This is a genomic window from Acidovorax sp. GW458-11-26-14-TSB4 (assembly GCF_059423865.1).
This window is the reverse complement of sequence record NZ_JBWKYR010000003.1, coordinates 85,155-101,140: the sequence shown is the minus strand read 5'-3', so window position 1 is coordinate 101,140 and position 15,986 is coordinate 85,155. Positions and strand designations below refer to the sequence as shown.

The window sequence follows — 15,986 nt, the reverse complement described above, 5'->3', positions numbered from 1 at the left end:
TGCGCCGCCCGAAGGCAACGCTCCCACACGGATTGCATTCGACCGGATAACTAGGCGGGGAGCCGCAGACAGTGCTGTAGCACGGCAAGGCTCCGGAGCGACGTTAGCCGGTTGAAGGCAAGTCCGTGCCTTAGTTCAGAGGGGTCTTCTTGCCATCCTTGTAGTTGTACAGGGTGATGGCAGGGTTCTTCATTTCGCCGTTGGGTTCGAAGGCGATCGTCGAGGTCACGCCCTTGAAGCTGGACTTGAGCAGCTCGGGGGTGTAGACCTTGGGGTCGACCGAGTTGGCGCGCTTCATGGCATCCACGATCAGGAACGTGGCGTCATAGGTGTAGGGGCTGTACACCTGGAACTGGTTGGGGTACTTGGCGTCGTACTTGGCCTTCCAGGCCGTGCCGCCAGGCATCTTGGCCAGCGATGCGCCGCCTTCGGCGCAGATCACGTTGGCCAGGGTCTTGGCGCCAGCAGCCAGCTTGGCGATTTCGGCCGTGCAGATGCCGTCGCCGCCGAAGTACTTCACATTGCCCATGCCCAGCTGCTCCATCTGGCGCAGCATCGGGCCGCCTTGGGGGTCCATGCCGCCGTAGAAGATGGCATCGGGGTTCTTGGCCTTGATGGCGGTCAGGATGGCCATGAAGTCCGTGGCCTTGTCGGTCGTGAACTGCTCGTCCACCACCTTCATGCCTTTGGCGGCAGCGGTCTTCTTGAACACGTCGGCAACGCCCTGGCCGTAAGCGGTGCGGTCATCGATGATGGCGACCGACTTGAGCTTCAGCGTGTCCACGGCGTAGGCAGCCAGGCCAGCGCCCAGGGCGTTGTCGTTGGCGATGATACGGAACGTGGTCTTGTAGCCTGGCTTGGTCAGGTTGGGGTTCGTGGCCGCGCCGGTCACGTGGGGGATGCCGCAGTCGTTGTAGACCTTGGATGCGGGGATGGTGGTACCGGAGTTGAGGTGACCGACCACGCCAGCGACCTTGGCGTCGCACAGCTTCTGTGCAGCGGCAGTACCTTGCTTCGGGTCCGCAGCGTCGTCTTCTGCCTGCAGCTCGAACTTGATCTTCTTGCCGCCGATCGTCACGCCTTGTGCGTTCAGCTCTTCAATGGCCATGCGGGCGCCATTTTCGTTGTCCTTGCCGTAGTGGGCTTGGGCGCCGGAAACCGGAGCCACGTGGCCGATCTTGACCACCTGCTCTTGTGCAGAGGCCACACCAGCAGCAGCCGCGATAGCAGCAACCACGGTCAGTTTCAACTTCAATTGCATATCAATCTCCAGTAAAGATAAACGCTGAGAAATGTTCTTGTGTCTCAACGCAGGCGAACATATCGCAATTTACGGGCCAGATCATTAGGGAACACGATTAAATGTGGGAGAAACCACAGGGGAATACCCTGTCATCCCTTTGTCGGCGCGGTGTGGCTGCCTGCGAGCTCATCGGCGACGGCCTCGTACACGGCGTGGCGGACCACGGATTCGATCTCCTCGCGCAGCCGCGGAAGCACTGAACGCGTCTGTTCCTGCACCACGATGGCGATGGCGTCGCGCAGGCGCTGGTCCAGCACCACGTCCACGCGCTGCATGACCCGGTGCACCATGTACTCCTCCATGCCCTCCGGCAGTGCGCGCGCCGCGGCGGGCTGCCCTGCATTGGGGCCCGCCGCCGCTGCAGCCACAGGCATGGCCGGTGCAGCCTGCTCCGGCCGCGCTGCTGTGGAGGCAACAGACACGGAAGGAGCGGTTGCTGCAGTGATCTGCGCGCGGCGCAGCGCCAGGGCCTCCAGGGCGCGGCCGGCCGCCTGCGTCACCGGCGAAGAGGCTGCGGGCGTGACAGCAGCAGGTTGCCGCACCGGGGCGGGCTGCGGCACAGCACTGCGGCCAGCGGATGGAGTCGTCGCGGGAGCCACGGGAGCGGACACCGCCGGGGCCGGGCGAGCGGCAGCAGGCACAGGCGTTGCCACCGGCGGCCTGGCGGCCACAGGCACCGGTACCGCGCCCGGCACTTGCACCACTTCAGTGAGCGTGGGTACGAAACGGGGCGGCGTACGGGGTGGCGTGGTGGCCATCAGCCGCCTTTCAGCACCAGGTCGTGGCGCACGATGGCATAGCCGCGCGAGGCATAGTGGCGCCAGCGGTTGCGCGCCTGCCCGCGGTCTTCCTCGTCATGGGCGCTGACCACTTCGATCAGCTTCTCGAAGCGGCCAAAGCCCTCGGGCACCTCGGCGCCCAGGTTCAGCAGCACCTCGTGGTGCGGCGCGCCCTGCACGTCGGAGGTCAGCAGCACCGGGGAGGCCAGGCGCAGGTCTTCATCGGCCGCATCGGTGCAGTGCGCGACGAAATCCTGCGGCGCCATGCTCCACATCTGCCGGTCCAGCGCCGCCAGCACATGGGCCGGTCCGGCGATCACCAGGCGCGCGTCGGCACGCAGCACCTTGCGCGCGAACCGGCAGGCATAGGCCACCTTGTCCGGCGCATTGAAATGGAAGGCAACCTCGGTCATCGCGGCTCAGGTGGCCTTGGCGCGTACGCGCTTGGCGGCGGGCTTGGGCGCCGCGGCAGCGTCCGCCTCGCGGTCCAGCAGGTACTGCACCAGCAGGCCGACCGGGCGGCCCGTGGAGCCCTTGGCCGCACCGCCCTTCCAGGCCGTGCCGGCGATGTCCAGGTGCGCCCAGGGCATGTCGCCCACGAACTTCTGCAAAAACTTGGCCGCTGTGATGGCGCCGCCCGCGCGGCCGGCCACGTTGCCCATGTCGGCAAAGTTGCTCTTGAGGCCATCGGCGTAGTCGTCGTCCAGCGGCATGCGCCAGCAAGGGTCCTGCGCGGCATCGCCGGCCACTTGCAGGGCCTGGGCCAGGTCTTCGTTGTTGCTGAACAGGCCGCTGCGCACACCGCCCAGCGCGATCACGCAGGCGCCGGTGAGGGTGGCGATGTCCACCACCGCCGCCGGCTTGAAGCGCGTGGCGTAGGTCAGCGCGTCGCACAGCACCAGGCGGCCTTCGGCGTCGGTGTTGAGCACCTCGATGGTCTGGCCGCTCATGCTGGTCACCACGTCGCCGGGCTTCACGGCCCGGCCATCGGGCATGTTCTCGCAGGCGGGAATCAGGCCGACCACGTTGATCGCGGGCTGCAGTTCGCCCAGGGCACGGAACACGCCCAGCACGCTGGCGGCACCGCACATGTCGAACTTCATCTCGTCCATCTCGGCCGCCGGCTTGATGGAGATGCCGCCGGTATCGAAGGTGATGCCCTTGCCCACCAGCACCACCGGGGCCTGGTCCTTGGTGCCGCCGCTGTAGCGCAGCTCGATGAAGCGCAGCGGCTCCTCCGAGCCCTTGGCCACGGCCATGAAGGAGCCCATGCCCAGGCGTTCGACCTCGGCCGGCCCCATCACCTTGCACTGGATGCGCGGCTGCTTGGCCAGGGTCTTGGCGGCATTGGCCAGCAAGGTGGGCGTGGCATGGTTGGCGGGCCGGTTGCCCCATTCGCGCGCGAATTCCACCCCCTCGACCAGGGCCACGCCCTGGTAGAAGGCCACGCGCACCTCGGAGGGGTCGGGCACGCCCACGACCACGCGCGAGAGGCTGCGCGCCTCGGCCTTGGGCTTGGTGGTGGTGTAGACATAGCTCGCATCGGCCACGGCCTGCACCGCCGCGCACACCGCGTCGGCCTGGGCGCTGGCGGCAAAGCACAGCACCACGCGCTTGGTCTGGGGCGCCTTGAGGGCCGAGGCGGCCGCGCCCAGCGCCTGGCGCACGGACCGGGCCGTGCCGTCGCCCACGCCCAGCAGCAGCACGCGGCGCGCGGCCACGGCAGGCACCTGGTACAGCGGCAGGCTCTTGCCCGGCTTGGCGGAAAAATCGCCTTGCTTGAGCGCCAGGGCCGCCAGCGTGGACAGGGCATCGCGCCCGGGCTTGAAGCCCTCTGGGATCAACACGACCAGCAGGTCGCATTTCTCGGAGGCAGCAGCCGGCAACTCAAGGGTCTTCAGATCAAAGTTCATAATCGGTGTTTTCCTTAGAGCCAATGTTATTCGATTCATCCATCCGCAAGGAGCTGGCGCGCAGCTTCGGGGCCACACTGGTGGTGCTGGTCACCGTGGTGATGACCATGATGCTCATCCGCACGCTGGGCCAGGCCTCGCGCGGCAGCGTGAGTCCGTCCGACGTGATGCTGGTCATGGGCTTCACGGTGCTGGGGCAGTTGTCCATCATTTTGGCGCTGAGCCTGTTCGTCGCCGTGGTCGGCACGCTGTCGCGCATGTACCGCGACAGCGAGATGGTGATCTGGTTCGCCAGCGGCCGCGGCCTGATCAGCCTGCTGCGCCCGCTGCTGCGCTTCGCCTGGCCATCGATGCTGGTGATCGCCGTGCTGTCGCTGCTGGTCGCGCCCTGGGCCAATACCCAGATCCAGGAGCTCAAGACCCGCTACGAGCAGCGCAGCGACATCGACCGCATCGCCCCCGGTGAGTTCCAGGAGTCAGCCAACGGCAGCCGGGTGTTCTTCATCGACAAGGACAGCCCCGACAACCTGGCCGGCAACAACATCTTCATTGCCACCAACATCGCCAAGAAGGAAACCGTCACCTCCGCGCGCAGCGCCCGGCTGGAAACCAAGGATGGCGAGCGCATCGCCACGCTGGTGCAGGGGCAGCGGCTGGAGACCGAGCACGACAAGCCTGGCCTGAAGATCAGCGAATTCGAAGAGTACACCACCCGCATCGGCTCCGCGCCCGCCGGCTCCGCCGAAGAGCTCTCGGTCAAGACCCGCGCCACGCATGAGCTGCTGATGCAGCCCCTGCCTGCCTACCGGGCCGAGCTGGGCTGGCGCATCGGCCTGGCCCTGGCGGCCCTGAACTTCGTGGTGCTGGGCCTGGCCGTGGCCACCGTCAACCCGCGCGCGGGGCGCAGCACCAGCCTGGTGTTCGCCCTCTTCGCCTTCATCGTCTACTACAACCTCATGACCCTGGGCACCAGTTGGGTCGGCGCCGGGCGCCTGGGCCTGGGCGGCTTCATGCTCATGCTGCACGGCGGCACCTTCGCCCTCGCGCTGCTGCTGCTCACCGCACGCCACAACAACTGGAGCCTGCGCCGCCTGTGGCAGCGCCGGAGCCCCGCATGAAAACCATACGCCGCCTGATCCACCGCGAGGCCTTCTTCGCGGTGGCCTACGTCACCATCGGCTTTCTGGCCCTGTTCTTCTTCTTCGACCTGGTCGATGAACTGCGCTGGGTGGGCCGCACGGGGCCACAGGGCTACCAGTTGTCGCATGCCATGCTGTTCGTGGTGCTCAGCATCCCCAGCCACCTGTACGAGCTGCTGCCCATCACGGTGCTGATCGGCACCATCTTCGTGATGGCGCGCCTGGCGCAGAGCTCCGAATTCACCATCATGCGCACCAGCGGCATGGGCCCCTGGCGCGCCATGCGCACCCTGCTCACGCTGGGCGGGTTCTTCGTGGTGCTGACCTTCGCCGTGGGCGACTACATCGCACCGCTGAGCGACAAGGCCGCGCAATTGATCAAGGTACGCCACCTGGGCCGCCTCACCTCGGGTGCCACCGGCGCCTGGCTCAAGGAGCGCCAGGACGACCACTCCTACGCGGTGAACGTGCGCGCCCTCACGCCCGACGGCGGCATGCTCGACATCCGCATCTTCGAGTTCGATGCCAAGGGCCTGCTGGCCTCGCAGACGCGTGCGGCCTCCGGCAGGTTCGGCGACGGCAGCGCCTGGGAGCTCACCGACGTGCAGCGCAGCAGCTTCCAGCAGCGCGGCGGCGACGAAGCCCGGGTGGACCGCCAGAACGCGCCCACGCTGCAGTGGCCCACGCGCATCAGCGCCGACATGGTGGCCGCCTCGCTGCTCAAGCCCGACCGCATGGCCACGGTGGACCTGTTCCAGTACATCCGCCACCTGGACAGCAACGGCCAGTCGGCCCAGCGCTACGAGATCGAGTTCTGGCGCAAGGTGTTCTACCCCCTCTCCTGCCTGGTGATGGTGGTGCTGGCCCTGCCCTTTGCCTACCTGCACTTCCGCTCCGGTGGCATCGCAGGCTATGTGTTCGGCGGCGTGATGGCCGGCATCAGCTTCTTCCTGCTCAACAACGTGTTCGGCTACGCCGGCAACCTGCAGAACTGGTCGCCCTGGCTCACGGCGGCTGCGCCAGGGATCATCTATTCGCTGCTGTCCCTGGGCGCCTTCGGGTGGCTCGTCCTTCGAAGGTAGCCGCCCAACCATGCATGACCACGCCATCGTCCTGTTCGCCCATGGCTCGCGCGACCCGCTGTGGCGCACCCCCATGGAGGCCGTCGCCGCCCGCATAGGGCAGGCACACCCAGGCAGGCCCGTGGCCTGCGCCTACCTGGAGCTGTGCCAGCCCACCCTGCCCGACGCCGTGGCCCAGCTGGTCGCCCAGGGAGCCCGCCATGTCACCGTGGTGCCCATGTTCCTGGGCACCGGCAAGCATGCGCGCGAAGACCTGCCCGTGCTGGTGGAACAATTGCGTGCCAGCCACCCCGGCGTGCGCTTTGGCGTGCAGGCGGCCATCGGCGAAGACCCACGCATGACCGCATTGATGGCAGAAATCGCTTGTGAATCGCCTTCGGGCTGAGTTTTTGCATCACCGCCTGACATCTCTTAGATGCTTGCAGCATAATGATGCAACTCTTTAGGCGATATCAGATATGAATCTGCACCAATTCCGCTTCGTCCAAGAGGCTGCCCGGCGCAACCTGAACCTGACCGAAGCCGCCAAGGCGCTGCACACCTCCCAACCCGGCGTCTCCAAGGCCATCATCGAGCTGGAGGAAGAACTCGGCGTGGACATCTTCGCGCGCCACGGCAAGCGGCTCAAGCGCATCACCGAGCCCGGCCAGCACGTGCTCAAGAGCATCGAGGTCATCATGCGCGAGGTGGGGAACCTCAAGCGCATCGGCGAGCAGTTCAGCGCCCAGGACAACGGCACGCTGAGCATTGCCACCACCCACACCCAGGCCCGCTACGTGCTGCCGGTGCCCGTGGCGCGCCTGCGCGAGGCCTACCCCAAGGTCAACATCAGCCTGCACCAGGCCACGCCCGACCAGGTGGCGCGCATGGTCATCGACGAGGTGGCCGAGATCGGCATGGCCACCGAGTCCCTGGCCGACTACCCCGAGCTCGTCACCCTGCCTTGCTACGAATGGGAGCACGTGCTGGTGCTGCCGCCCGGCCATGCGCTGGCGCAGAAGGAACGCATCGGCCTCGACGACATCGCGCACGAGGCGCTCATCACCTACCACCCCTCGTTCACCGGCCGCGGCAAGATCGACCATGCCTTTGCCGCACGCCGCCTGCAGCCGCGCATCGCGCTCGAAGCCATCGACTCGGACGTGATCAAGACCTATGTGCGCCTGGGCCTGGGGATCGGCATCGTGGCCGAGATGGCCATGCGCGACGACCCCGTGGGCGACCTGGTGGTGCGCCCGGTAGGCCACCTGTTCGGCCAGAGTGTGGCCCGCGTAGCCTTCAAACGCGGGGCCTACCTGCGCAATTTCGTGTACAAATTCGCAGAATTGCTCAGCGACCGCCTGAGCCGCGAGCTCATCGCCCGCGCCATGAGCGGCCACGTCAACGACTACGAACTTTGAGAAGGTGTGATGCCCGATGAGTACTCTTTCCTCCGCGGCAGTTCCTTGCGTTTGCTGTGGCCAGGCGCTGCGCGCCGGCCTGGAGGAATGGCATTGGGTGTGCCCCCTGTGCGGCTATGAAGCGGCGCAGCTGGCGCCCGCGATCAACGAAGCCCGATCCCACGAAAAGGTCGATGAAGGCCAGCGCGATACCGGCCTCAAGGCCCTGCGCGAGGCCAATTTCCACCAGTTGCTGGACCGCATGGGCCGCCACATCACGCCGGCCGGCACGCGCTTGCTGGACGTGGGCGCTGCCCATGGCTGGTTCGTGAAAGCCGCAGCCGACCGCGGCTTCACCGTCCTGGGCCTGGAGCCGGACCACGCGGTCTGCGAGCAGGCGCAGCGCAGCGGTGTGCCGGTGCGCGAGGGCTTCTTTCCCGATGTGCTGGCCGAGAGCGAGCAGTTCGACGCCATCGTCTTCAACGACGTGTTCGAGCACATCCCGCATTCCGATGCGCTGCTGGCGCAGTGCATTGCCCGGCTGGCCCCCGGCGGGCTGCTGGTGCTGAACCTGCCCTCCAGCCGCGGCGTCTTCTACCGCACCAGCAAGCTGCTGCACCGCTTAGGGGCCGGCGCCTTCTTCGACCGGCTGTGGCAAAAGGGCATGCCCTCGCCCCACCTGCATTACTTCAACGCGCGCAACCTGACCCATCTGAGTGCGCGGCACGGCCTCACCCTGATCGACTCGGCCCACCTGGCAAGCGTCCACCTCGATGGCCTGTATGCACGAATCGCCTATGTGAAGTCGGGCCTGCGCTGGCTGGCCCCGCTGATCTGGCTGGCCATCGTGGCCGCTTACCCGCTGGTGCGCTGGGGTGCCCCGAGCGACATCGACGTGGTGATTTTCCGCCGCAATGGCGGCTAGGGTGCCAGCCTCGCACATTGACCTCCTCCCCCTCCTTTCCTCCCCCTGTCCCATGACCCTCGCGACCGATACCGCACGCACTCCCGCCATCGCCAGCAAGCTTCCCCAGGTGGGCACCACCATCTTCACCGTGATGTCGGCCCTGGCGGCCGAGCACAACGCCGTCAACCTGGGCCAGGGTTTTCCGGACTTCGCCTGCGACCCGGCCCTGGTCGATGCCGTCACCGCCGCCATGCAGGCCGGCCACAACCAGTACCCGCCCATGACCGGCGTGCCCGCGCTGCGCGAGGCCGTCTCCGCCAAGATCGAGGCCCTGCACGGCCGCCGCTACGACCCGGCGAGCGAGATCACCATCACCGCTGGCGCCACCCAGGCCATCATCACCGCCATCCTGGCCGTGGTGCACCCGGGCGACGAGGTCATCGTGCTCGACCCCTGCTACGACAGCTACGTGCCCAACATCGAGCTGGCCGGCGGTGTGGCAGTGCGCGTGCCGCTCACGCCCGGCACCTTCCGCCCCGACTTCGCCAAGATCAGCGCCGCCATCACGCCGCGCACGCGCGCCATCCTGATCAACACCCCGCACAACCCCAGCGCCACCGTCTGGAGCGCCGAGGACATGCAGGCCGTGCAGGACCTGCTCGCCCCCACCGACATCCTGCTCATCAGCGACGAGGTCTACGAGCACATGGTGTTCGACGGCGGCCAGCACCAGAGCGCTGCGCGCTTCGCCGGCCTGGCGGCGCGCGCCTTCATCGTCTCGAGCTTCGGCAAGACCTTCCACGTCACGGGCTGGAAGGTGGGCACCGTGGCCGCGCCCGCGGCGCTCACGGCCGAGTTCCGCAAGGTGCACCAGTTCAATGTGTTCACGGTGAACACCCCCGTGCAGTACGGCCTGGCTTCGTACCTCAAGGACCCTGCGCCCTACCTGCAGCTGCCCGCCTTCTACCAGGCCAAGCGCGACCTGTTCCGCGAAGGCCTGGCCGGCTCGCGCCTGAAGCTCCTGCCCAGCACGGGCAGCTACTTCCAGTGCGTGGACATCTCGGCCGTGAGCGACCAGAGCGAATCGGACTTCTGCCAATGGCTCACGCGCGAGATCGGCGTGGCCGCGATCCCGCTGTCGGCCTTTTACGGCGACGGCTTCGACCAACGCGTGGTGCGCTTTTGCTTCGCCAAGAAGGATGACACCTTGCGCGCGGCGCTGGAGCGCCTGCGCAAGCTGTGACGCGCCGTCAGCGGTAGCCCGCCACATCCACCGGCTTGCCAGCCCGCTCTTCGGCCAGCATATGGCCCCAGGCATCGGGCTGGCCGCCGTCCAGGTCCGTGAAGCCATAGACACGCGCCAGTTGCCCGCTGGAAAGGGACTGCCCATTCCAGCGCGCCACCTGTGGGTCCAGGGCCATCGGACAGGCGCAGCTACAGCAGCACGATGTCGTACTGCTCCTGCCCCATGGCACTCTCGGCCTGCAGCGAGATGGGCTTGCGGATGAAGTCCGACAGCCCGGCCAGGTGCTGGCTTTCCTCGTCGAGGAACAGCTCCACCACGCGCGCCGAGGCGACCACGCGGAACTCGCGCGGGTTGAACTGGCGCGCCTCGCGCAGGATCTCGCGCAGGATGTCGTAGCACACGCTGCGCGCGGTCTTCACGCTGCCCTTGCCCTGGCAGGCCTCGCAGGGCTCGCACAGCATGTGGGCCAGGGATTCGCGCGTGCGCTTGCGCGTCATCTCCACCAGGCCCAGCTGCGAGAAGCCGCCGGCCATGGTCTTCACGCGGTCGCGCGCGAGCTGCTTCCTGAACTCGCTGAGCACGGCGTCCTGGTGCCCGCCCTGCACCATGTCGATGAAGTCGACGATGATGATGCCGCCCAGGTTGCGCAGGCGCAGCTGTCGCGCGATGGCCTGGGCCGCCTCCAGGTTGGTCTTGAAGATGGTGTCGTCGAAATTGCGCGCCCCCACGTAGCCGCCGGTGTTCACGTCGATGGTGGTGAGCGCTTCGGTCTGGTCCACGATGAGGTAGCCGCCGGATTTGAGGTCCACCCTGCGGCCCAGGGCCTTGGCCACCTCTTCGTCGATGGAGTACAGGTCGAAGATCGGCCGCTCGCCCTTGTAGTGCTGCAGCTTGGGCGCCGCAGCTGGCATGAACTCCTGCCCGAAGGCGCGCAGGCGCTGGAACTGTTCCAGCGAATCGAGGCGGATGGTCTGGGTATGGTCGCCCACCAGGTCGCGCAGCACGCGCTGCAGCAGATCGAGGTCCTGGTGCAGCAGCGACATGGGCGGCAGCTTGAGCGAGGCCTCCTTGATGCGCGTCCAGGTCTTGCGCAGGTAGGCGATGTCCTCAGCCAGCTCGGCGTCGGTCGAGTCCTCGCCATTGGTGCGCAGGATGAAGCCGCCGCCACCGCCCGAGGCCTTGTCGCCCACCAGGGCCTGCAGGCGCGTGCGCAGCGCATCGCGTTCGGCCGACGGGATCTTCTGCGACACGCCCACATGGTCGTCCTGCGGCAGGAACACCAGCAGCCGCCCCGCTATGCTGATCTGCGTGGACAGGCGCGCGCCCTTGGTGCCGATGGGGTCCTTGATGACCTGAACCATGAGCGACTGGCCTTCGAACACCTGCTTTTCGATGGGCACCTGCGGCTCGCCCTTGCGCGCGAACGCAGGCGGCTCGCCATCGGGCTGGCGCTGCCAGACATCAGCCACGTGCAAAAAGGCGGCACGCTCCAGCCCGATGTCGATGAAGGCCGACTGCATGCCCGGCAGCACGCGCGAGACCTTGCCCAGGTAGACATTGCCCACCAGGCCGCGCTCCAGCGTGCGCTCGATATGCAGCTCCTGAACCGCGCCATGTTCAACGATGGCGACGCGTGTCTCCTGGGGCGACCAGTTGATGAGGATGTCTTGTTGCATGGTCGTCAGCAGTTTTTGTGTTGTTTCTTCAGACGGGGAAGCCAGCTGCGCGCAGCAGCTGAGCGGTCTCGTACATCGGCAAGCCCATGATGCCCGAATAACTGCCGCTCAGTTGCGGAATGAAGGCCGCCGCCCTGCCCTGCACGCCATAGGCGCCGGCCTTGCCCAGTGGCTCGCCGGTGTTCACGTAGTCTTCGACCTGCTGCGGCGTGAGCGCGGCAAAGGTGACGCGCGACACCGACAGCGCCGCCACGCGGCGCGTGCCCATCTGCAGCGCCACGGCCGTGAGCACGCGGTGCGTGCGCCCCGCCAGCTCGGTCAGCATGCGCGCGGCATGCGCGGCATCGTCGGGCTTGCCGTAGATGGCGCGGCCCAGGGCGACCGTGGTGTCGGAACACAGGATGGGTGCCTCGGGCAGGCCGCGGCGCGCGCGGCGGGCCATGGCGGCGTCGAGCTTGAGGCCGGTGACGCGCTGCACATAGGCGGTGGGCACCTCGCCGGGGCGTACCTCTTCGATGGCCTCGGCATCCTCGCCCATGTCGCCGTCCACATTGGGCACGAGCAGTTCATGGCGCACGCCCAATTGGTCGAGCAGTTGGCGGCGGCGGGGGCTTTGGGAGGCGAGGTAGATGAAGTCCGGCATGGTGCTGGAGCATAACCAAGAACCAGCTTACGATCCCGTGCACTTCTTACCACTTGCTACGCAATCGGTAGCAAATCACGCCCCCCGCGCTATTCGCGATGGTAGGGATGGCCGGCGTTCACCGACCAGGCGCGGTACAGCTGCTCGATCAGCAGCACCCGCACCATGGCGTGAGGCAAGGTCAGGTCGGACAGGCGGATGCGCTCGTGCGCCGCCTGGCGAAAGGCCGGGTCCAGCCCGTCCGGTCCGCCGATGACGAGCGCCACGTCATCACCGCCCAATTGCCAGCCCTTGAGCCGCTCGGCCAAAGCCTTGGTGGTGAGGTTGGTGCCGCGCTCGTCGAGCGCCACCACGCGGGTACCCCGTGGAATGGCGGCCTCGATGCGCTCACGCTCGGCGGCGTACAGCGTCTCCAGGGTCTTGGAGCCGCGCGGCTCGGTCTTCACCGCCTTGAGCTCGACCTTGAGCTCGGGCGGGAAGCGCTTGGCATAGTCGTCGTAAGCGGTCTGCGCCCAGTCAGGCACACGCTGGCCCACGGCCACAATCAACAGTTTCATGGCAGTTCAGGCGCCAGGAGATTGCGGGGAACGGGACGGAACCCGCCTGCATCGCCTCACTTGCGGCCCGGTGCCCTTTTGGCGGGGGCCTTGGCGGCTGGCCGTGCACCACCGCGCGAAGCGGGCTTGGCGGCCTCGGCATTGGCCTTGCTGCGAGGCGTCGATGGCTTGACCACGATGGTCTTGATCGGGGCCTTGGTGGCGACGGGCTTCTTGGCTGCAGGGCTGGTCTTCACGGCGGACTTGGCCGGTGCGGCCTTGGAGGCCGTGCCGGTCTTTGCCGGGGCGCGGCTCGGTGCCTTTGCGGGGGCCTTGGCTGCCGGCTTGGCCGCAGACTTGGCGGCGGGGCGGGCAGCCGACTTGGCAGGTGCTGCCGCCTTCTTGGCCGCGGGGCGGGCCGAGGTACCGCTCTTGGCGGCCGATTTGGCATCGGACTTGGCGGCCTTCTGCGCCGACTTCTTCTCGGCCAACTCGGTGGCTGCAGACGATGCCGGCTTGGCCGCACCCAGCTTCATTCGCACGGGCACCTCGCCCCACAGCTCTTCCAGGCGGTAGTACTGGCGGATGGCGGGCTGCATGATGTGCGCCACGGCAGCGCCGCAGTCCACGATGATCCACTCGCCGTTGTCCTCGCCCTCGATGCGCGGCTTGGAGAAGCCCGCTTCCTTCACCGCGTCGCGCACGCTGGCGGCCAGCGCCTTGGTCTGGCGGTTGGAGGTGCCCGATGCCACGATGACCCGTTCAAACAGCGGCGAGAGATGCTCGGTGTTGAAGACCTGGATGTCTTGCGCCTTGACGTCTTCCAGGCCATCGACGATGGCGCGCTGGAGTTTGGTGACGTCTTTCTTGGAGGCGGTTTCCGATTTGGTGGATGTGGTCATCAGGCGGTGATTTATAAGGAATGGAATCAATATAGCGCGCAACGGAGTGTGCAGCCAGTGGGCTGGGCCTCAGGTGTTGCGCGGTGGCGCTCAGGCAATGGCGGGTGTTTGAACCCGGTGCTGCTGGCGCCAAAAGCGCGGGCAGCTATTGAAATTATAGCTTTTTTGGAAAAAGAGGCGGTTTCAGCCAGCCTCGGAGAGCCAGTCGCGCGGCACCAGGAAGTGCTCGGTGAGCGCCGCCTCGGCCGAGGCGGCCTCTTCCTGGCGCCGGTAGGCCCAGGACACCAGGGGCGGCATGGACAGCAGAATGGACTCGGTGCGCCCCCCCGACTGCAGACCGAAATGCGTGCCCCGGTCCCAGACCAGGTTGAACTCCACATAGCGCCCGCGGCGGTAGAGCTGGAACTCGCGCTCGCGCTCGCCATGGGGCATGCCCTGGCGCCTTTCCACGATGGGCAGGTAGGCCGACAGGAAGGCATCGCCCACGGATTGCGTCATGGCCAGGCTCTGCTCGAAGCCCAGCTCCGAGAAGTCGTCGAAGAACACCCCGCCCACGCCACGCTGCTCATGGCGGTGCTTGAGGAAGAAGTATTCGTCGCACCACTGCTTGAAGCGCGGGTACTTGTCCTCGCCAAACGGCGCCAGTGCATCGCGGCAACTGCGGTGGAAGTGCACCGCATCCTCCTCGAAGCCGTAGTACGGCGTGAGGTCCATGCCGCCGCCGAACCAGCAGGTCGGCGTCTGGCCCGGGTGGCCGGCAGCGATCATGCGCACGTTCATGTGCACCGTGGGCACATAGGGATTGCGCGGGTGGAACACCAGCGACACGCCCATGGCCTCGAACGGCGCTCCCGCCAGCTCGGGCCGGTGCTGCGTGGCCGATGGCGGCAACAGCGGCCCGCGCACATGCGAGAAGCCACAGCCCGCGCGCTCGAACACGCGCCCGCCTTCGAGGATGCGCGTGACGCCATCGCCCTGCAGCGGCTCGCCGGGCTCCTTGCGCCAGGCATCGGCCAGAAAGCGCGCACCGCCCTCGCCTTCCACGGCCTCCAGCGCATCGGTGATTCGCAGCTGCAGCCCTTGCAGGTAGCCGCGCACGCGCGCCACCGTGTCGGCAGCGTTCAGCGTCGATGGGGTCATCAGGCCTTCACAGCCCTGAAGCCGATATCGCGGCGGTACTGCGCGCCGTCGAAATGGATGTTGCGTGCCACATCGTAGGCGCGCTGCTGCGCCTGCTTGACGCTGTCGGCCAGCACGGTCACACACAGCACGCGGCCACCCGTGACGCTGACCACGCCGTCCTTTAGGGCCGTGCCCGCATGGAAGACCACGGCATCGTCCGCATCGGCCGGCAGGCCGGTGATGGTGTCGCCCTTGCGGGGGTTCTCCGGGTAGCCATGGGCGGCCATCACCACGCCCAGCGCGGTGCGGCGGTCCCACTGCAGTTCGACCTGGTCGAGCTTGCCGTCCACACCGGCGCCCAGCACGTCTGCCAGGTCGCTTTTCAGGCGCATCAGGATGGGCTGGGTCTCGGGGTCGCCCATGCGGCAGTTGAATTCGAGCGTCTTGGGATGGCCCTTGGCGTCGATCATCAGGCCGGCGTACAGGAAACCGGTGTAGGGGATGCCATCCTTTTCCATGCCGCGGATGGTGGGCAGGATGATTTCGCGCATGGCGCGGGCGTGCACGTCGGCCGTGACCACGGGCGCGGGCGAATACGCGCCCATGCCGCCGGTGTTGGGGCCTTCGTCGCCGTCCTTCAGGCGCTTGTGGTCCTGGCTGGTGGCCAGGGCCAGCACGTTCTTGCCGTCGCACAGCACGATGAAGGAGGCTTCCTCGCCCTCGAGGAAGGCCTCGATCACCACACGCGCGCCACCCTCGTTGTGCGCCACGCCGTATTTGTTGTCCACCAGCATGAAGTCCACGGCATCATGGGCTTCCTTGAGCGTCATGGCTACGACCACGCCCTTGCCCGCCGCCAGGCCGTCGGCCTTGATGACGATGGGCGCACCCAGGCGGTCCACGAAGGCGTGCGCCGCCACCGGGTCGGTGAAGGTGTCGTAGTCCGCCGTGGGAATGCCGTGGCGGCGCATGAAGGCCTTGGAGAAGGCCTTGGAGCTTTCGAGCTGGGCCGCGGCCTGCGTGGGGCCGAACACGCGCAGGCCGTGCGTGCGGAATTCATCGACCACGCCAGCGGCCAGCGGGGCCTCGGGGCCCACCACCGAGAGAGCGATCTTCTCGGCCAGCGCCCACTTGCGCAGCTCGCGCACGTCGGTGATGGCCACATTCTCCAGCTTGGAGTTCAGGGCCGTGCCACCATTGCCCGGCGCCACGTACACCTTCGTGACCTTGGGCGACTGGCTGAGCTTCCAGGCCATTGCGTGTTCACGGCCGCCGCCACCAATTACAAGAACCTTCATACCAGCCTATTAGAACCTGTCTGCAGGGGATGCCGGGCACCGTTACAGAAGCAGTGTTGTG

17 protein-coding genes are annotated in these 15,986 nt (G+C 67.1%); 6 read left to right on the top strand and 11 right to left on the bottom strand.

The genetic code is table 11. The features are described from left to right. Positions 1 to 130: 130 nt before the first annotated feature. The 4 genes from AC07X5_RS09065 to AC07X5_RS09050 form a co-directional block, all read right to left on the bottom strand. Entirely contained in the window at positions 131 to 1,261 is a 1,131-nt protein-coding gene (locus AC07X5_RS09065; protein WP_007858759.1) for a branched-chain amino acid ABC transporter substrate-binding protein, read from the bottom strand. A gap of 131 nt (positions 1,262 to 1,392) precedes the next feature. Further along, positions 1,393 to 2,061 (bottom strand): hypothetical protein, encoded by a 669-nt coding sequence (locus tag AC07X5_RS09060; protein ID WP_494769858.1) that lies wholly within the window; start codon positions 2,059 to 2,061, stop codon positions 1,393 to 1,395. Next, positions 2,061 to 2,495 carry a DNA polymerase III subunit chi gene (locus tag AC07X5_RS09055; RefSeq protein WP_494769857.1) on the bottom strand — a complete coding sequence of 145 codons (435 nt, stop codon included), beginning with the start codon at positions 2,493 to 2,495 and terminating at the stop codon, positions 2,061 to 2,063. The genes AC07X5_RS09060 and AC07X5_RS09055 overlap by 1 nt, the downstream gene beginning before the upstream one ends. Before the next feature lie 6 nt (positions 2,496 to 2,501). Continuing rightward, positions 2,502 to 3,995: a leucyl aminopeptidase gene (locus AC07X5_RS09050; protein WP_494769856.1), complete on the bottom strand. Its 1,494-nt coding sequence runs from the start codon at positions 3,993 to 3,995 to the stop codon at positions 2,502 to 2,504. A 23-nt stretch (positions 3,996 to 4,018) separates the two neighbouring features. Here AC07X5_RS09050 and lptF point away from each other — a divergent pair, with 23 nt between their 5' ends. The 6 genes from lptF (at position 4,019) to AC07X5_RS09020 (ending at position 9,745) form a co-directional block, all read left to right on the top strand. After that, positions 4,019 to 5,113 carry an LPS export ABC transporter permease LptF gene (gene lptF / locus AC07X5_RS09045; protein WP_494769855.1) on the top strand — a complete coding sequence of 365 codons (1,095 nt, stop codon included), beginning with the start codon at positions 4,019 to 4,021 and terminating at the stop codon, positions 5,111 to 5,113. After that, on the top strand, positions 5,110 to 6,216 hold the full coding sequence (gene lptG / locus AC07X5_RS09040) for an LPS export ABC transporter permease LptG (protein WP_409962286.1): 1,107 nt from the start codon (positions 5,110 to 5,112) through the stop codon (positions 6,214 to 6,216). Before lptF ends, lptG begins: the two co-directional genes overlap by 4 nt. 10 nt (positions 6,217 to 6,226) lie before the next feature. Then, on the top strand, positions 6,227 to 6,601 hold the full coding sequence (locus AC07X5_RS09035) for a sirohydrochlorin chelatase (protein ID WP_494769854.1): 375 nt from the start codon (positions 6,227 to 6,229) through the stop codon (positions 6,599 to 6,601). 73 nt (positions 6,602 to 6,674) lie between these two features. Further along, complete coding sequence (locus tag AC07X5_RS09030; RefSeq protein ID WP_494769853.1) at positions 6,675 to 7,616, top strand: CysB family HTH-type transcriptional regulator; 942 nt, start codon at positions 6,675 to 6,677, stop codon at positions 7,614 to 7,616. A gap of 16 nt (positions 7,617 to 7,632) precedes the next feature. Beyond that, a complete protein-coding gene (locus AC07X5_RS09025) occupies positions 7,633 to 8,520 on the top strand; it encodes a class I SAM-dependent methyltransferase (protein ID WP_494769852.1) in 888 nt (295 codons plus the stop codon). A gap of 52 nt (positions 8,521 to 8,572) precedes the next feature. After that, complete coding sequence (locus AC07X5_RS09020; RefSeq protein ID WP_494769851.1) at positions 8,573 to 9,745, top strand: pyridoxal phosphate-dependent aminotransferase; 1,173 nt, start codon at positions 8,573 to 8,575, stop codon at positions 9,743 to 9,745. A 7-nt stretch (positions 9,746 to 9,752) separates the two neighbouring features. On the opposite strand, the gene AC07X5_RS09015 is transcribed toward AC07X5_RS09020, so the two are convergent. The 7 genes from AC07X5_RS09015 to purD form a co-directional block, all read right to left on the bottom strand. Beyond that, positions 9,753 to 9,923 carry a hypothetical protein gene (locus AC07X5_RS09015; protein ID WP_494769850.1) on the bottom strand — a complete coding sequence of 57 codons (171 nt, stop codon included), beginning with the start codon at positions 9,921 to 9,923 and terminating at the stop codon, positions 9,753 to 9,755. Between the two features lie 13 nt (positions 9,924 to 9,936). Beyond that, complete coding sequence (gene rng, locus AC07X5_RS09010; protein ID WP_494769849.1) at positions 9,937 to 11,424, bottom strand: ribonuclease G; 1,488 nt, start codon at positions 11,422 to 11,424, stop codon at positions 9,937 to 9,939. Positions 11,425 to 11,452: 28 nt separating this feature from the next. Continuing rightward, entirely contained in the window at positions 11,453 to 12,067 is a 615-nt protein-coding gene (locus AC07X5_RS09005; RefSeq protein WP_409962273.1) for a Maf family protein, read from the bottom strand. Positions 12,068 to 12,156: 89 nt separating this feature from the next. Continuing rightward, complete coding sequence (gene rlmH / locus AC07X5_RS09000) at positions 12,157 to 12,624, bottom strand: 23S rRNA (pseudouridine(1915)-N(3))-methyltransferase RlmH (protein ID WP_007858784.1); 468 nt, start codon at positions 12,622 to 12,624, stop codon at positions 12,157 to 12,159. Positions 12,625 to 12,680: 56 nt separating this feature from the next. Further along, positions 12,681 to 13,505: a ribosome silencing factor gene (gene rsfS / locus AC07X5_RS08995; protein WP_494769848.1), complete on the bottom strand. Its 825-nt coding sequence runs from the start codon at positions 13,503 to 13,505 to the stop codon at positions 12,681 to 12,683. A 183-nt stretch (positions 13,506 to 13,688) separates the two neighbouring features. Next, entirely contained in the window at positions 13,689 to 14,645 is a 957-nt protein-coding gene (hemF, locus tag AC07X5_RS08990; protein WP_409962268.1) for an oxygen-dependent coproporphyrinogen oxidase, read from the bottom strand. Beyond that, positions 14,645 to 15,925 carry a phosphoribosylamine--glycine ligase gene (purD, locus tag AC07X5_RS08985; RefSeq protein ID WP_494769847.1) on the bottom strand — a complete coding sequence of 427 codons (1,281 nt, stop codon included), beginning with the start codon at positions 15,923 to 15,925 and terminating at the stop codon, positions 14,645 to 14,647. Before purD ends, hemF begins: the two co-directional genes overlap by 1 nt. Between the last annotated feature and the right edge of the window lie 61 nt (positions 15,926 to 15,986).

Excerpts from the sequence above, each read along its gene's own strand:
- AC07X5_RS09020 (WP_494769851.1), top strand. The coding sequence starts at position 8,573 with ATGACCCTCGCGACCGATACCGCACGCACTCCCGCCATCGCCAGCAAG.
- AC07X5_RS09030 (WP_494769853.1), top strand. The coding sequence starts at position 6,675 with ATGAATCTGCACCAATTCCGCTTCGTCCAAGAGGCTGCCCGGCGCAAC.
- AC07X5_RS09065 (WP_007858759.1), bottom strand. The coding sequence starts at position 1,261 with ATGCAATTGAAGTTGAAACTGACCGTGGTTGCTGCTATCGCGGCTGCT.
- rng (WP_494769849.1), bottom strand. The coding sequence starts at position 11,424 with ATGCAACAAGACATCCTCATCAACTGGTCGCCCCAGGAGACACGCGTC.
- hemF (WP_409962268.1), bottom strand. The coding sequence starts at position 14,645 with ATGACCCCATCGACGCTGAACGCTGCCGACACGGTGGCGCGCGTGCGC.
- AC07X5_RS09060 (WP_494769858.1), bottom strand. The coding sequence starts at position 2,061 with ATGGCCACCACGCCACCCCGTACGCCGCCCCGTTTCGTACCCACGCTC.
- purD (WP_494769847.1), bottom strand. The coding sequence starts at position 15,925 with ATGAAGGTTCTTGTAATTGGTGGCGGCGGCCGTGAACACGCAATGGCC.
- AC07X5_RS09015 (WP_494769850.1), bottom strand. The coding sequence starts at position 9,923 with ATGGCCCTGGACCCACAGGTGGCGCGCTGGAATGGGCAGTCCCTTTCC.
- rlmH (WP_007858784.1), bottom strand. The coding sequence starts at position 12,624 with ATGAAACTGTTGATTGTGGCCGTGGGCCAGCGTGTGCCTGACTGGGCG.
- AC07X5_RS09050 (WP_494769856.1), bottom strand. The coding sequence starts at position 3,995 with ATGAACTTTGATCTGAAGACCCTTGAGTTGCCGGCTGCTGCCTCCGAG.
- lptG (WP_409962286.1), top strand. The coding sequence starts at position 5,110 with ATGAAAACCATACGCCGCCTGATCCACCGCGAGGCCTTCTTCGCGGTG.
- AC07X5_RS09025 (WP_494769852.1), top strand. The coding sequence starts at position 7,633 with ATGAGTACTCTTTCCTCCGCGGCAGTTCCTTGCGTTTGCTGTGGCCAG.
- AC07X5_RS09005 (WP_409962273.1), bottom strand. The coding sequence starts at position 12,067 with ATGCCGGACTTCATCTACCTCGCCTCCCAAAGCCCCCGCCGCCGCCAA.
- AC07X5_RS09055 (WP_494769857.1), bottom strand. The coding sequence starts at position 2,495 with ATGACCGAGGTTGCCTTCCATTTCAATGCGCCGGACAAGGTGGCCTAT.
- lptF (WP_494769855.1), top strand. The coding sequence starts at position 4,019 with ATGTTATTCGATTCATCCATCCGCAAGGAGCTGGCGCGCAGCTTCGGG.
- rsfS (WP_494769848.1), bottom strand. The coding sequence starts at position 13,505 with ATGACCACATCCACCAAATCGGAAACCGCCTCCAAGAAAGACGTCACC.
- AC07X5_RS09035 (WP_494769854.1), top strand. The coding sequence starts at position 6,227 with ATGCATGACCACGCCATCGTCCTGTTCGCCCATGGCTCGCGCGACCCG.